The sequence below is a fragment of the Proteus sp. G2626 genome (assembly GCF_009915985.1).
Taxonomy (GTDB): domain Bacteria; phylum Pseudomonadota; class Gammaproteobacteria; order Enterobacterales; family Enterobacteriaceae; genus Proteus; species Proteus vulgaris.
In genome coordinates this window covers 40,532-55,651 of sequence record NZ_JAABNH010000024.1, presented here as the reverse complement: position 1 = coordinate 55,651, position 15,120 = coordinate 40,532, and the positions used below count along the sequence as shown (strand labels likewise).

15 protein-coding genes are annotated in these 15,120 nt (G+C 37.3%); 3 read left to right on the top strand and 12 right to left on the bottom strand.

The annotated features are described in order from the left end of the window. Nucleotides 1–386: 386 nt before the first annotated feature. Both GWJ05_RS09695 and GWJ05_RS09690 read right to left on the bottom strand, forming a co-directional pair. The gene (locus GWJ05_RS09695; RefSeq protein ID WP_036939707.1) at nucleotides 387–1,574 is read right to left on the bottom strand and encodes an MFS transporter; all 1,188 of its coding nucleotides are present in this window, start codon (nucleotides 1,572–1,574) and stop codon (nucleotides 387–389) included. A 199-nt stretch (nucleotides 1,575–1,773) separates the two neighbouring features. Beyond that, complete coding sequence (locus GWJ05_RS09690) at nucleotides 1,774–2,520, bottom strand: sulfite exporter TauE/SafE family protein (RefSeq protein ID WP_036939709.1); 747 nt, start codon at nucleotides 2,518–2,520, stop codon at nucleotides 1,774–1,776. Nucleotides 2,521–2,704: 184 nt separating this feature from the next. Between GWJ05_RS09690 and GWJ05_RS09685 the strand changes: the two genes are divergently transcribed. Then, nucleotides 2,705–3,283: a helix-turn-helix domain-containing protein gene (locus GWJ05_RS09685; protein ID WP_036939712.1), complete on the top strand. Its 579-nt coding sequence runs from the start codon at nucleotides 2,705–2,707 to the stop codon at nucleotides 3,281–3,283. 203 nt (nucleotides 3,284–3,486) lie between these two features. Next, entirely contained in the window at nucleotides 3,487–4,383 is an 897-nt protein-coding gene (locus tag GWJ05_RS09680; RefSeq protein ID WP_036939715.1) for a cation diffusion facilitator family transporter, read from the top strand. 69 nt (nucleotides 4,384–4,452) lie between these two features. Here GWJ05_RS09680 and ilvN read toward each other — a convergent pair whose 3' ends face one another. Both ilvN and ilvB read right to left on the bottom strand, forming a co-directional pair. After that, the gene (gene ilvN / locus GWJ05_RS09675; protein ID WP_006535577.1) at nucleotides 4,453–4,737 is read right to left on the bottom strand and encodes an acetolactate synthase small subunit; all 285 of its coding nucleotides are present in this window, start codon (nucleotides 4,735–4,737) and stop codon (nucleotides 4,453–4,455) included. Between the two features lie 3 nt (nucleotides 4,738–4,740). Next, complete coding sequence (ilvB, locus tag GWJ05_RS09670) at nucleotides 4,741–6,438, bottom strand: acetolactate synthase large subunit (RefSeq protein WP_087803820.1); 1,698 nt, start codon at nucleotides 6,436–6,438, stop codon at nucleotides 4,741–4,743. A gap of 91 nt (nucleotides 6,439–6,529) precedes the next feature. Between ilvB and GWJ05_RS18800 the strand changes: the two genes are divergently transcribed. Then, nucleotides 6,530–6,697, top strand: a complete 168-nt coding sequence (locus tag GWJ05_RS18800) for a hypothetical protein (RefSeq protein WP_432652596.1) — start codon at nucleotides 6,530–6,532, stop codon at nucleotides 6,695–6,697. A 190-nt stretch (nucleotides 6,698–6,887) separates the two neighbouring features. On the opposite strand, the gene GWJ05_RS09660 is transcribed toward GWJ05_RS18800, so the two are convergent. The 8 genes from GWJ05_RS09660 to murQ all read right to left on the bottom strand — a co-directional run bounded on the left by GWJ05_RS09660 (nucleotide 6,888) and on the right by murQ (nucleotide 14,979). Further along, on the bottom strand, nucleotides 6,888–8,399 hold the full coding sequence (locus tag GWJ05_RS09660) for a YfcC family protein (RefSeq protein WP_036939723.1): 1,512 nt from the start codon (nucleotides 8,397–8,399) through the stop codon (nucleotides 6,888–6,890). Nucleotides 8,400–8,503: 104 nt separating this feature from the next. Next, nucleotides 8,504–9,451, bottom strand: a complete 948-nt coding sequence (gene arcC, locus GWJ05_RS09655) for a carbamate kinase (protein ID WP_087803821.1) — start codon at nucleotides 9,449–9,451, stop codon at nucleotides 8,504–8,506. Between the two features lie 15 nt (nucleotides 9,452–9,466). Next, entirely contained in the window at nucleotides 9,467–10,459 is a 993-nt protein-coding gene (gene argF, locus GWJ05_RS09650) for an ornithine carbamoyltransferase (protein ID WP_036939729.1), read from the bottom strand. Between the two features lie 134 nt (nucleotides 10,460–10,593). Beyond that, complete coding sequence (gene speFL, locus GWJ05_RS18795) at nucleotides 10,594–10,695, bottom strand: leader peptide SpeFL (protein ID WP_109372621.1); 102 nt, start codon at nucleotides 10,693–10,695, stop codon at nucleotides 10,594–10,596. Between the two features lie 301 nt (nucleotides 10,696–10,996). After that, nucleotides 10,997–11,785: a sulfite exporter TauE/SafE family protein gene (locus GWJ05_RS09640; protein WP_036939730.1), complete on the bottom strand. Its 789-nt coding sequence runs from the start codon at nucleotides 11,783–11,785 to the stop codon at nucleotides 10,997–10,999. Next, nucleotides 11,785–12,636 carry a MurR/RpiR family transcriptional regulator gene (locus GWJ05_RS09635; RefSeq protein WP_161681386.1) on the bottom strand — a complete coding sequence of 284 codons (852 nt, stop codon included), beginning with the start codon at nucleotides 12,634–12,636 and terminating at the stop codon, nucleotides 11,785–11,787. The genes GWJ05_RS09640 and GWJ05_RS09635 overlap by 1 nt, the downstream gene beginning before the upstream one ends. Nucleotides 12,637–12,660: 24 nt before the next feature. Next, nucleotides 12,661–14,025, bottom strand: a complete 1,365-nt coding sequence (locus GWJ05_RS09630; protein ID WP_161681385.1) for a PTS transporter subunit EIIC — start codon at nucleotides 14,023–14,025, stop codon at nucleotides 12,661–12,663. 42 nt (nucleotides 14,026–14,067) lie between these two features. After that, nucleotides 14,068–14,979, bottom strand: coding sequence for an N-acetylmuramic acid 6-phosphate etherase (gene murQ / locus GWJ05_RS09625; protein WP_036939739.1), 912 nt, complete (start codon nucleotides 14,977–14,979; stop codon nucleotides 14,068–14,070). Nucleotides 14,980–15,120 lie beyond the last annotated feature (141 nt).

The window sequence follows — 15,120 nt, the reverse complement described above, 5'->3', positions numbered from 1 at the left end:
TAATTTATATTAAACAACATGATAACTAGGTACATTTATCTATTATTAGTAATTTTAATAAGTTATTTAGGTAAATAATACCCCCCGTTCCCAATGTGTGGCGATGAATAGTTTGCAGTATTCGTTATTTTTATCTGAAGATAGTGTCATCTTCTACTTTTAACGTTAGATGAATAAACACCATTTTAGCAAACAATTTTTCATTCAAGATAAGTATTTCTGGATTATTCTTAATAAATTTTAAAATAAGTAAAATCACGAAATGTAATTATAATTATTAAAATAAAACAATAAGATACTTTTGAACATTTAGAAACAAGGAGAGGATAGATCCCTCTATCGCATTCTTATCACCCTAAATGAAATACAATAGAGGAAGAATGATATTAAGATGAGCTATTATTGAATGCTTCCACCCCCACGTTCCAACGTTCCATGGTGGATATTAAGAATAAAACAGTCATAGCAACCAATAAGAATGGTAATGAAGATGAAGAAATTTCTGACATCGCTCCCGCTAATAAAGGCCCAGCCAAATTGCCTATTCCCCATAACATCGCCGCAGAAGCATTGGCAACCATCAGATCATTGCCTGAAAAATATTGCCCTATTTGTACTAACGCAATAGTGTATATTGCACCCGCTGTTGCGCCCAGCACCAGTAATAAAGGCCAAATCAAAAATGTATGAGACATCGTGATAGGCAATAACAAACTTGTAAGCAACGTCACCACACCACAAATTCGGTATAACCGTGTTCTATTCATATGATCAGCAAGCCAGCCAAAAGGCATTTGCATAATAGCATCGCCAGCAAGAATAGCGCTTATCATCATGGCGGCAATAGCTTCTGTATGACCCACACTTAGACCATAAATAGGAAACATCGACAGCACTGTACCATCAAAAAAAGCGAAGAAAACAATACCACCACAAATCGCAGGTGCAACTTTAACAAAACGAATAATGGAAAAGTTAGGATCTTGTGTCTCTTTAGGTAATTTATCGCCCGTTTTTTGATCCATCATTAAAAACAGCACGATAGAAATAATATGAATAAAGATGCTAATTAAAATAGGCGTTTTATCAGAAACACCATACAATGCAATAATTGAAGGCCCAATCAGTTGACTGATTGTAAACACCGTGGTGTAAACCGCTAAAATTCTCCCTCGTTTATTATCAGGCGAAAGTTCATTGATCCACGTTTCGCCTAAACAAATCATCACACCACTGGCAATACCGGTCGTTAATCGTAAAGGAAATAATAACTCTAGAGGTAAGCTCCCCATTAAAGGTAATAAACTGATTGCAGAAACAATGGTGGCTAATAGCATGGCAAAACGTTTACCAATCCACTGCACAATACGCCGAGCAAAAGGTGAAATAATTAACATCCCAATAGCGGGTGCGGCAGAAATAAGTCCGATAATAGACTCACTAATACCTGCTAAATTGAGGCGTAGTGCAACCATGGGAATAGTTAATCCAATAACAATCCCGATAACGCCAATACTTACCGTGATAGTTGTTATCGCAAAAACATCAGATTGACGATAGTTTTGATGTGACATGTTCTTTTGTTTCTGCAAACAGCAGAAATCTCTGTAATGAAAAGAAGGTCGTTAAATAAAATATTGTTATATTATAAGGGATAAGAAATAGATAAACATGCTTAAAAAGTAACGTTAATCAGAGAAAGATCTCCGTTTAACTCATGAAGATCTTTGCCTTCCACAATATTCTCACTTCACCGTCATTCGCGGACAGAGTTCAAGAAAAATAACGGTAGATCAACACAGTACCCGATACCAATACAATAGTATAAATGACACTCATAAATCGTGCTTTTGACAGACGTAATGTTAAATTTCGTCCTAACCATACACCAGCAAACATAGCCGGTAAGAAAATAATCGCTAACTTGAGGATATCCAATTGCCAATAAATGCCCGCAAAGAAGAAAATCACCACTCGCGTTAGTGTACTAAAGCCAATCAATGTCGTCTGTGTAATGCGAAACTTGTTTTTATCAGTCATTCTGCCTGATAAATAGATCGCATATAAAAATCCCCCACTGCCAAACAATGCACTAAATACGCCCCCTATTAGCCCAAAAGGATAAACCAAGCGTTGAGAAAATTGGCTTTCTTGTTTTTTCCAAAACAGTGCATAAATGGCATAACAAGTGGCAAAAATACCTAAAAGAAGAGAAAGTAAATCAGGCCGTGTGGTTAATAGGATAGTTGCCCCTACAAGACTACCAATAATAATAAGCGGAATAAGATAGCGTATCTCTTTAAAATCAGCCTGTTTCCCATCTCTTAAAACATTGACCACAGCAGCACTTAAATCAATTAATGCCAATAAAGGCACGATCATTGAAAGCGGTAAATAAAGTGCTAATACAGGGCCTGCAATTAACGCAGAACCAAACCCTGCCATACCAAAAATAACATAAGCAAAGAATAAGGTAAGTAGGCAAATAAAAAGATCAGACCAACTGAGCAAGTCCATCATAATAAACCTTGAACAATAATCATTTACAAAATGATTTTAGCGTAATTATTACAAATCGAACAGTAATCGTAAAACTATGTATAAAATACAGCAGAAACAGAGTCTCATTTTTCCGAATACGGTTAATTAGTGTTATTATCTAATCAAAATGGCACTTTTAAACTAACGATATTTTGAATTGGCAATGAACTCACAACCTCCTAAAAAAACAAATGAATACCTTGGTAATAAAGTCAAACAATTAAGGCAATCTCGAAACTTGTCACTTAATGAGTTATCAAGAAAATCGGGAATATCTAAGGCAGCATTGTCAAAATTAGAATCGGGTGATTCTAATCCTAGAATCGATACCTTGGAGGCTATCGCGATCGCGCTTGGCTTCCCTTTAGGTGATTTATTTAGTTTTACGCGCGAAGAATACCCTCGCTTAGAACGACATAAACCGATTGTTGGCGATTATGCCCAAGAGTTTAAATTTCGTATTGGCATCGGTAATATTACCGAAATTTGGCATATCGAGATGAAGCACGGTGCAATTATTAATAGCCCAGCTCATGCTGACGGCACTCAAGAACATATCATGGTCTATTCTGGCAAGCTAATGATGCGTTTTGATAATGATGAGACTGTCTTATTAGAGACAGGGGATTTTTACGCTTTTCATGGTAATGCGCCTCACTCTTATATTTGTGTTGAAGGACATTTACGCGCATCGGTGATTATGTCTAGCCCAAATCAACAACATTACCATCACCGCCCTTAAGTGATTGACTACCACTACCACACGATAATTCTTCACTATTTATGCGGGTTTTCATTATCGTGTGAGTTCAGTTATCAAAATTCCTTTATTTACAGTCGCAATATCCACTTCAAGTTATCCATAAATCCTCTCTTTATTTAATTTATTTTTATTTATTTTCAGCTATGTTTTTAATAATGCAATTCAGATAATGAGGAGCTTCAATGAGTGGAAATCATGAACATGCCGATGTAAAAGCACTACCTGAGTCACGGTTATTAATTGCATTCGGCTTAACGTCATTATTTATGCTAGTCGAATTTATTGGCGGTTATTTAACGGGTAGTTTGGCATTAATTTCCGATGCCATGCATATGATGACCGATGCTTTCGCACTTTTACTTGCTCTGATTGCTATTCATGCCGGCAGAAAAGCCGCTGATGTTTTTAGAACTTATGGTTATGCACGCTTTGAAATATTAGCAGCAACTATGAACGCACTTATTTTAATGGCGGTTGCTTTCTATATTTTATATGAAGCCTATAAACGCTTATCTTCACCTCCTGATATTCAATCTATTGGTATGCTTATTATTGCGTTAATAGGCTTTGTTGTTAACCTGATTTCAATGAAGTTACTCACCAGCACAAAGGATGAAAGCCTTAATGTAAAAGGGGCTTATTTAGAAGTATGGGCGGATATGTTGGGCTCAATAGGAGTAATTATTGGTGCAGTCATTATTTGGTTGACGGGTTGGGAATTCGTTGACTCTATTATTGCGGTGCTAATCGGTTTTATGGTTTTTCCACGAACGTGGATATTACTTAAAGAATGTCTGAATATTTTACTTGAGGGCGTACCTCGCGGTGTTGATCTTATTCAGGTTACTGAAACAATTAATAATACTCCAGATGTCGTAAGTTCTCATGATTTGCATTTATGGGCACTCACACAAAGTAAACTGATTTTAAGTGGGCATATTGTTTATCAGCCAAATGCTGACCATGAAGAATTAAGAATTCGACTCGAACAACAACTTCGTGAACAATTTCGTATTAACCATATTACGTTACAGATGGAATGTGAAGATAGACAACATCTTGAAGAAAATCATCACTGAAACAAAATAAGTTTATACTTTCATTAAATTCTGGCTCTCTCTTATTTGTTAAGAAAGAGCCAGAATAAATTAATTTAAATAACTTTCCATTTGTTCAAAAACACGTAAATCATCGCTAAATCTAACTTCTTTTACATCTTCAAGCTTTTCTACCTGGCTGACCATCTGCATTAGACGATCATCTTTTTGCACTAATAGCCAAATACGACTTTTATCACTATTTTTCATTGGTAAACACAAAATACCATCGACGTTAAATGCGCGACGAGCAAATAGACCACAAATATGGGTCATAACACCGGGATGGTTGCGAACAATCAATTCCAGCGCGATAGGTTGTGATTGGTTTGACATAAGTTAAGCTCCTATCATCTCAATATTTGCAGCCCCAGGTGGAACCATCGGAAATACTTTTTCATGGATATCAATCATAACGTGAATTAAGCAAGGGCCTGGCTTTTCAATAGCGGCTTGCAATGCACTGGCGGGATCAGCTTCCTGATTTAAGTCACAGGTATCTAAACCAAAACCTTGTGCAATACGGATAAAATCTGTTTGATAAGGGTAAGCGGCAGCATAAATGCGCTCTTCAAAAAAGAGTGTTTGTTGCTGATGCACTAAACCCAGCGCCTGATTATTAATCAAAATAATTTTGATATCTAATTGGTGTTCAGCCGCGGTGGCAAGCTCTTGAATATTCATCATAATACTGCCATCCCCCGAAAAGCAGAGGATTTTCTTATTCGGCTCAGCTAACGCGGCACCAATTGCAGCAGGTAAACCAAAACCCATCGTGCCTAATCCACCTGACGTTAACCATTGTCGAGGTCGATTTAACGGATAAGCTTGCGCTACCCACATCTGATGTTGCCCAACGTCTGTTGTAATAATCGCATCATCATCAACACAGTTTGCCGCGGCTAATACAATGCCATAACCACTCAGGATATTTTCAGCATTTTTCATCTCTAAAGGATATTCTTGTTTCAGTGTCGTAACACTCTCTATCCATTCATTACGTTTATTTATATTAATCAATGGTAATAACAGTGATAACACTGATTTCGCATCAGCGTGGATCGCAATATCAGGGCGTTTGATCTTACTAATTTCAGCGCGATCAATATCAACATGAATAATTTTAGCATTAGGGCAAAATTTCTCTGCTTTGCCAATTGCACGATCGTCAAATCTCGCCCCTAATACAATCAACAAATCCGCTTCTTCTAAAATAAAATTGGTGCTACGAGTCGCATGCATACCCAACATCCCCAAATACAGTGGGTGTGAAGGTGGCATTAATCCTAATCCCATTAAAGTCATCGTCGTAGGCAGATTATTTTTTTCTGCTAATTCAATCGCCTCTTTACAGGCTTCAGAACTAATTATCCCACCGCCTAAATATAAAACAGGTTTTTTAGCCTGATTAATCATTTGTGCCGCTTGTATTACTAAATCAGTATTAAATATGGGTACAGGATCTTTTTGTGGAATAGGCGGTAATGTTTCTAACGTAATAGTGGCTTGTTGGATATCTTTTGGTACGTCAACCCAAACAGGACCAGGTCTTCCTGACATCGCTAAACGAAACGCATCACAAATAATTTCAGGTAACTCAGCAATATCACGAACTAAATAGTTATGCTTCGTAATCGGAATAGACATGCCATAGGTATCAACTTCTTGGAATGCATCTGTTCCAATCATTGCTGAAGATACCTGGCCTGTAATACAAACTAAAGGAATGGAATCAAGCTTCGCATCTGCGATTGCAGTCACTAAATTTGTCGCACCCGGCCCGCTTGAAGCGATACACACAGCAGGTTTGCCATTGGCACGTGCAATACCTTGTGCAATAAAACCCGCACCTTGTTCATGGCGAGTTAAAATATGTCGAATAGATTTACTTTGGCTCAATGCATCATACAAAGGAAGCGCCGCACCACCGGGGATCCCTGCAACTGTCGTGATACCTTGCCGTTCCAGTAAATAAACAATTAATTGTGCGCCAGTAAACGTTTTACTTATTGTGGCGTTTTCTTGTTGAGCACCCATTTTTCTATGTCCTTTGTTCTAAGCCGGACTTTATGGGCAGGTAGAAATGAAAAACCCCGCCCGGTTAATGCGCCGGCGGGGTTGCGAAACTATGTTGATTCGGACCCGTTACGGCGCTTTGCCGACGACCACCACCACACGCACGCCAACCACAGCCGCGATGTGCGCTGTTAGTCGTAGGCTTTGTAGTAGAGTAGTAATGATCATGGGTTACCTATCAATGAATTTAATGATGTGTTTACGTGTTATCTGTATTTAAAAAAACATAACTTCTACAAATTAACAACCTTTTTTTTCAGTTTATTTTTTATTGCCATTAAAAACGAGAGCTAGATCACTTCTAATGGAAACCAAAAAATATCACTGATAACAGCATAAAAAACTAGATTAATATCACACTACAGAATAACTGAAAATCCATTTATCAATATAAACACACCTATTTAATATTATAAAAGGGCGACTTGAATAAGTAATAATATGGCCGAAAGAACAAACATAAATATCACCATCGGCATAATAAATTTTAACCATTTGTTATAGGAAATATCTAACATTTGTAATGTCGCTAGTACTAAACCTGTCGGTGCTAAAAACAACATAATATATTGTCCCCAATTATATGCAGATACCACCATATAACGAGGAACACCTACAGCATCAGCTAATGGCGCCATGATTGGCATCGCTAAAACCGCAAGACCTGAAGAAGAAGGAACAATAAAACCTAAACAAATAAAGACGACGAGTTGTGCTAATAAAAATAAGCTTGGTGGCATTCCTGCAACCATATGAGACATAAACTCAAGGATAGTATCGGCAATTTTACCTTGTTCCATTACAAGGTTAACACCGCGCGCTAAACCAATAATTAATGAAACACCAACGAGTTCAGATGCCCCATGAATAAATCCATCAATGGCTGTTTTCTCTTTTAATCCAGAAAGGAAAATTATGATGATAGCGATAGCAAGGAAAAGAGCCGCCATTTGTGGGAACCACCAGCCCATATCCATAACGCCCCAAACCATAATAGGAAAAGCAGCAACAAATAAGCAGAGGATCACTTTACGACGCCACGAAAATTCTAATATCTCATTAGGATCGTAATTACTTAAAAAGCGCTGTTTAAAACTCTCGGCATTTTCATAGTTATAAGAGAAAGCCGGATCTTTTTTGATCTTCTTGCAATACCAATATAAATAAACCAAAACACCAATCGTACCAATGACTAACCCAATAGTACGAAAGCCGATCCCTTCAATAAAACTTATACCTGATGCATTTGAGGCAATCACCACTGAAAATGGATTTACCGTTGAAAATCCAGCTCCCATTGAAGAAGCAAGGAAAATAGCCCCAACACACACAATAGCGTCATAACCCAGTATTAAGAATATGGGGACTAATATAGGATAGAAAGCCACAGCTTCTTCTTCAATACCACAACTTGTCCCACCAATGGATAATATAATGGTGACACCAAACACCACTAAAAACTCTTTCCCTTTAGTTCGATTTGCCAGTGCTGTTAAACCCGCATTAAATGCCCCTGTTTTATTAACAACACCAATAAGCCCCCCCAATACAAGAATAAAAACAATAACATCAGCCCCCTCTATCGTCCCTTTCACCATACTTTCAGTAATATCCATTATCCCTTTGGGTTGCTGTGCTACACGTTCATAGGTTCCGGGTATCGCTATCGGTTTTTTAATTGTCCCATCCGTGAATTTCTCAATCTCAATAGAGACATTTAAATCATTTAATGTGGCTTGAGTTGCAGGTAACACTTCATGAGAACCATCTATTTTCGCAACCACTAATGATGGCTCTGTTGAGTTATAACTTAAGCGTTGATATTCGCCAGCCGGAATAATCCACGTTAAGCCAACCACAATTACTGTAATTGCAAATAAAATAGTAAATGCGGTCGGAAACGCAAACTTTTTAAGTTTCATAAGCGCCCTCGACTTAAATAAGAGGTAACTCTGCCAGTAGAAATAATATCTAACTGGCAGTGTTTATTTTTAGAATTAAATTTAGAATGATGATAATTATGATATTAATCAGAAATAAGTGTTGTACCTGTTTTTCCTTCTAAAGCAGATAATGCATTATCTAAAGAAGTAATAATCGCTTGTACACCTTTATCACTCTCCTTTAGAAAATTAAGACAAGCCTCGACTTTAGGTAACATACTTCCTTTAGCAAATTGCCCTTGAGAAATATATTCTTGAGCCTGAGAAAGGGTTAATTTATCTAAATTCATTTGCTCTGGTTTATTAAAATTAATAGCGACTTTATCAACAGCCGTTAATATTAATAAAATATCTGCTTTTAATTCGACAGCTAATTTAGCGCTAGAGTTATCTTTATCAATAACAGCATCAATACCTTCTAATAACTCTCCTTTTCGAATAACGGGAATACCACCTCCGCCAACCGTGATCACCACAATATTGCGTTCAACTAGCTGTTTAATAATGGGTGATTCTACAATTTCTAACGGTTTGGGTGATGGAATAACTCGACGATATCCACGCCCCGCATCTTCCATAAAATAAAAACCGTGCTCTTTTTGGATAGCCTCAGCTTGCTGTTGAGTATAAAACGCACCAATTGGCTTTGTCGGTGATAAAAAAGCAGGATCATTTTTATCAACAATCACTTGGGTCACAATAGTTGCACAACCATGCTTTTTATTCAGATGTCGTGCACATAATTCGTCATTAATAGCCTGTTGTAAATGATAACCAATATAGCCTTGGCTCATGGCACCACATTCAGCAAATGGCATATAAGGTGTGCCAATATTCTGTTGTGATGCATAATCCATAGCTAAATTGATCATCCCAACTTGCGGACCATTTCCGTGACCAATAATGACTTGGTAACCTTTCTCAACCAAATCTACAATCGGCTTTGCGGTTTTTCGCACTATCTGTTTTTGCTCTAGTGGCGTACTACCTAGTGCATTTCCCCCTAAAGCAATAAATACCTTCTTAGGCATCGTTAACTCCTTGCTTTAGCTTAACGTCGCAAACATAACTGCTTTAATGGTATGCATACGGTTTTCAGCTTGGTCGAAAACTTTTGATTGGCGAGACTCAAAAACACCGTCTGCCACTTCCATTTCACTCAAGCCAAATTTCTGGTAAATATCTTCACCAATAGTCGTTAAACGATCATGGAATGAAGGTAAACAGTGTAAGAAAATCGCATGAGGATTAGCCATTGTCATCATAGATTCATTAACTTGATAAGCTTTTAGTAAGCGAATTCGCTCCCCCCAAACACTATCTGGCTCACCCATTGAAACCCAAATATCGGTATAGAGAACATCCGCGTCTTTTGCCCCTTTCTCGATATCTTCTGTCAATGTAATAGAGCCTTCGTTTTCAGCTGCAATTGCACGACATTCCTTCACAAGTTGCTCTTCTGGCATTAAAGATGCTGGGCCACATGCGGTAAAATGTAACCCTAATTTGGCACATACAACCATCAGCGAATTAGCCACATTATTACGGGCATCACCAAAGAAGGTCAGCTTAAGTCCTTTTAAATGACCAAAGTTTTCTTCAACTGTCAGCATATCCGCCAACATTTGAGTTGGATGGAATTTATCGGTAAGACCATTCCATACTGGTACACCTGATTTTGCAGCTAGTTCTTCCACTAATGACTGATCAAAACCACGGTATTCAATACCATCATAAAAACGCCCTAATACACGCGCAGTATCTTCAATAGACTCTTTTTTCCCCATTTGTGATGAGCCTGGATCAAGATAAGTAACCCCCATTCCTAAATCATAACCCGCAACTTCAAAGGCACAACGTGTACGTGTTGAGGTTTTTTCAAATAATAAAACGATATTTTTACCTTCTAAAGAGCGGTGAGGAATACCTGCCATTTTTAATGATTTAAAATATTTAGAAAGCTTTAATAAATATTGAATTTCAGCAGATGAAAAATCGAGTAATTTTAAAAAACTTCTACCTTTAATATTAATAGACATAATAATCCTATCTCCTAATTATTTTGATAATAATAGAGTAAAAAATAGTGTGTTATTTAAAAAATAGAACAATCACCCAATAACGTATGTTATTAGGAAAGATATTTTATATTTTTATCGTGTAGAAAGAGGACTTACCCGTTAAAAACGGAGAAATGGAAGCACTGACGTTGTTTATACATCATAATATGGGCAATACGTCTAATATGAGGTGTTTTCCTATTATTATTTTCCATAATACTAGTACCTTCACTTATAGGTATTAAATGAGGATCCCAGTGAAACACATCGTAATTAATATTAATGTGATTGTTATCTCAATTATCTATTTATGACTAAAATCATTTTCTGGGAAAATAAAGCGTTAATAGTACATTTCATTAACACAAAAATAAAAGAGAGAAATTATATTTATATTATCGACGACTTCAATTAAATGAATAAGATAAAAAAAACACCTAATAAAAAATCAATTCTATCTATCTATCTATTATTTTATTCTTTTTTTATAATTAACATTAATTATACATTTCAACACTAGAATAATTTTGCCAACATCATCACAGCACTACAAATAATTAAAATTAGTGTTGCATACTGAAATACTTTATCAGGCATTCTTATCAATAGCCATTTAGATAGAGGAATAGAGATCAACGATCCTAAAAATAATATAAGCGCCAAGTGAATATCAGTATGTCCATCCTGCATATAAGCCAGTGCTGACGATCCCGATAACAATGTCGTAGTAAAGATAGAAGTACCAATCGCTTGCTTAATAGAAAGGTTGGCATAGCGTAGCAAGAGCGGTAAAACCACCACACCACCACCAACCCCTGTTGCGCCTAAAATAATCCCAGCCACAATCGCAGGCATTAAGAGTGCTTTAATATTTAAAGGGGCTAGCTTTGTATTCTCAAGCACAACGGGAGGTAATGAGAAAAACATTCTCTGTACAAAGAGTATGAGAGAAAAAATAATCGCACCCACGACAAGCGCATTAATTCCCCATTCTACTTGTTGCTGATACTGCTCTAATGAACCTAAATAATTAACAAAAACACTGGCTAAAAAGGTACTTGGTAGCATTATTCCTAATACCAGCATGGCTCTTTTAAAGGGAATATTACCAAGACGAAAATGCATATAAGATGAAGTAACTTTCATCAACATCGATAATAAATTGGCTGTCGCTACTGCCATTAATGCATTCATACCAAAAAAATACGTCAATACAGGTAAAACTATAACACCGCCACCCACACCTGTTGTGCTAATAATTAAACCAATAACAGCACCTACCGCTAATGTAGTGATAAGTAACATTACTGATTTCCTTGCATAACAGCTTCTCGCCCTTTTAATAAGGCTTTTTCTGCTGACTCACTCGCCAATGTCATATATTTAAAAAACAACACATCAAAAACTACCATCTGTAAAACTTGAGGGGTAATCACCCCCAATTGAGAATGTTGCTCGTCATAAAAATAAGGCAATGTGTAGTCAGATAAACGAGTTGCTTCATCTTGCCCAAAACGAGTCAATGCCACAGTTAAACAGCCTTCATTTTTTGCTGATTTTAGCATCCGATTAATATCCGCAGTATTACCTCGTGCAGTAACTGCTATCGCAAAATCATCCGCTGATAAATTGGCAGAATAAGCCAGTTGAGCATGAAGATCTGAACTAAATAAGACGTTTTTATTCACGCGAATAAGCTTATGAAAAATATCACTCGCGACAACCGCAGAGGCACCAATACCAAACAGAACAATGCGTTTAGCTGAGACCATTTTTTCAGCCAGTAGATCAATACGCTTTGGATCTAACAACGCCAATGAATCTAAAATAGCGCTGGTAAACAGATGCCCTGTTTTGGAAATAATCAATTCAGTCGAGTCTGTTTTCGCTAAATTACCATAAAGAATATCGCCACTGCTTTTCTGCTGCTTTTCTTCTGAAAGGTAATCAATTTTAAATTCAGGATAACCTCGATATCCCATTTGGCGAGAGAAACGGATAACAGAAGCACTACTTACACCCGCTTTAAGTGCCAGCTCAGCCGCATTCATACTGGCGATATTTTCACTATTCTCTAATAGATAATGAGCAATACGTTGTTCTGTGCCTTTGCCTTGTATTCGCAAACATTCAAGCTTTTTGGTCAGTGTCGACATTCTATTATCCTTTTTATTTCTAACTTATTTCTCTGGATCCGTAAATCCCATTAGCATACTGGCAATAAAGCCGACAATCCATGCACCTAATACCGTTATCAGGAACTTAATAATTTGCCCATCTCCCACTAATGGAATTAATGATAACCCAGCAGTACCAAATGGAATAATGATCCCAACTTGGAAATATGCCATTAATGCCCCACCGGCCGCACCACCAATACATCCCGCCACAAAAGGTTTACCTAATGGAAGAGAAACACCAAATAATAACGGCTCACCAACACCAAAAATACCCACAGGCAATGCACCCATTAATGTTTTCTTTAAACGTTGGTTTTTAGTACGCAAGTAAACCCAAAAGCACGATCCTACTTGCCCCATTCCCCCCATTGCTAAAATAGGGAATAGATAATTTAAACCAAAGGTATTTAAGATTTCGGTATGAATAGGAATTAACCCTTGATGTAATCCTGTTAAGAGTAAAAATAAGAAACTTCCCCCTAACGTGGCTCCAGTTACAACAGCACCACCACCTTGGCTTAATAACGATAATGAGACGCCTTGAGCTAATAACTGATTAAGATAATGACCAATAGGTTGGAATATCATAATTGCGACAAGCGAAGAAACTAAAATAGTCACAAACGGTGTTAAGATAAGATCAAGGCTCTCTTTAACAATACGACGAAACCATAGTTCTAATTTTGAAGAGAATACAACCACCATTAATACCGCAAAAATCCCGCCACTGTTTGGCTGTAATTTCTCACCAAATAAAGTGATATCAGCAAGCCCTGGCATGGCTAATAATCCAGCCATTACCGCACCAATCGAAGTCGATGCCCCTAACTCTTTAGCTGTATTTATCCCGATCATAATAGAGAGATAGGCAAATACCGTACTACCGATCAATTTGAATAATTTAAATAGCTCGGGGAATTGCTCGACCAAACCAGGAGCTACTAAACGAATAATATTAATTAGCCCCATGATCAAACCACAGCCAATTAATGCAGGAATGGTAGGAACAAAAATAGCCGCTAATGTATTTAGCATACGACGAATTGAGAAGCCTTTTTTCACCGGTGTTGATTCAGACACTTCCTCATTACTTGTTGAGTTTTTTTGCATCCGTTTATTCATAATGGAATACACTTTTGCCGCCGTTCCCATTCCGACAATCACTTGATGCTGTTCGCCATTAAATACAACACCTTTAACACCTTCGACTTGTTTTAAAGCATCGGCATTAAATAGCGAGCTATCTTTTAAAATCAATCGAATGCGGGTCATGCAATGTGTTAGGGTTACCACATTTTGAAACCCACCCGCCTGTTTTTCTATTTCTATTGCTAACGTATCGAGATGTTCTATTTTATTAGCCATATAGGTGCCTGCTAAAATGTTGAGTATTGACTCATATTGTTATTAATTAAATAGGGCGAGTTGCTGTTGTAGTGAGCGATAAGGATATTGCTGTGTGATTTGATCAACTTTCTCCACGCTCAGATGAAGCTCATACATCAAAATGGCTTTTCTAGGATGATAATTCACCATTTTTAGCAATGTTCTAGCTCTTTCATTAGAAATGCCACACACTTCACTGACAATACCTTCAGCACGACGTTGCAATTTCTCATTACTTGCAATCACGTCTACCATTAGATTTTTATGCACTTTTCCAAGCTTAGTCATGACGCTTGTGCTTAACATCCCTAAAATCATTTTTTGAGCTGTACCACTTTTCATTCTAGTGGAGCCTGTTAAAACCTCAGCGCCTACGTCTGGCGCAATAGATAAATCTGCAATTTCACTCATCATACTTTTACCACGCGTAGTAATAGATACCGTCAATGCTTTGATTTTTTTACCATATTGTAAAGCTGCGACAGTAAAAGGAGTTCGACCACTTGCCGCAATACCAATAACCACATCTTTATCACAGAGATTACGACGCTGAAGTTCTTCAATTGCGGCTTCTCGGCTGTCTTCAATATTTTCAACCGCTTTTAGCATTGCATCATGCCCTCCTGCAATAATCGCCTGCACTAATGTAGGAGATACCCCAAAAGTCGGCGGGCATTCCGCACTATCTAATACAGCTAATCGACCACTTGTTCCCGCGCCAACATAAAAAATACGCCCTCCTCTTTGTAAGCACTCAGTAATTTTTTCTACGACCTTGGCAATTATAGGTAATTCTTTTTTAACTGCTTGTGCAACAGTCATATCTGCACTATTGATTAATGTGACCAATTCCAACGCACTTAACTCTGAAAATTGGGTTGTTTCTTGGTTACTTTCATTTTTAAGACATTGGCTCAATGCATCTTCTTTCATCACAACAACCTTTGAAATCAAATTTCAAATAAAGCTACATCATATGAAATTACATTTCAATTCTGTTTATCATAATGATGTGAAATAAATCACATACTGCTAGATGTTTTTTCGCAGAGAAAACCTAACAAAATTATTAAT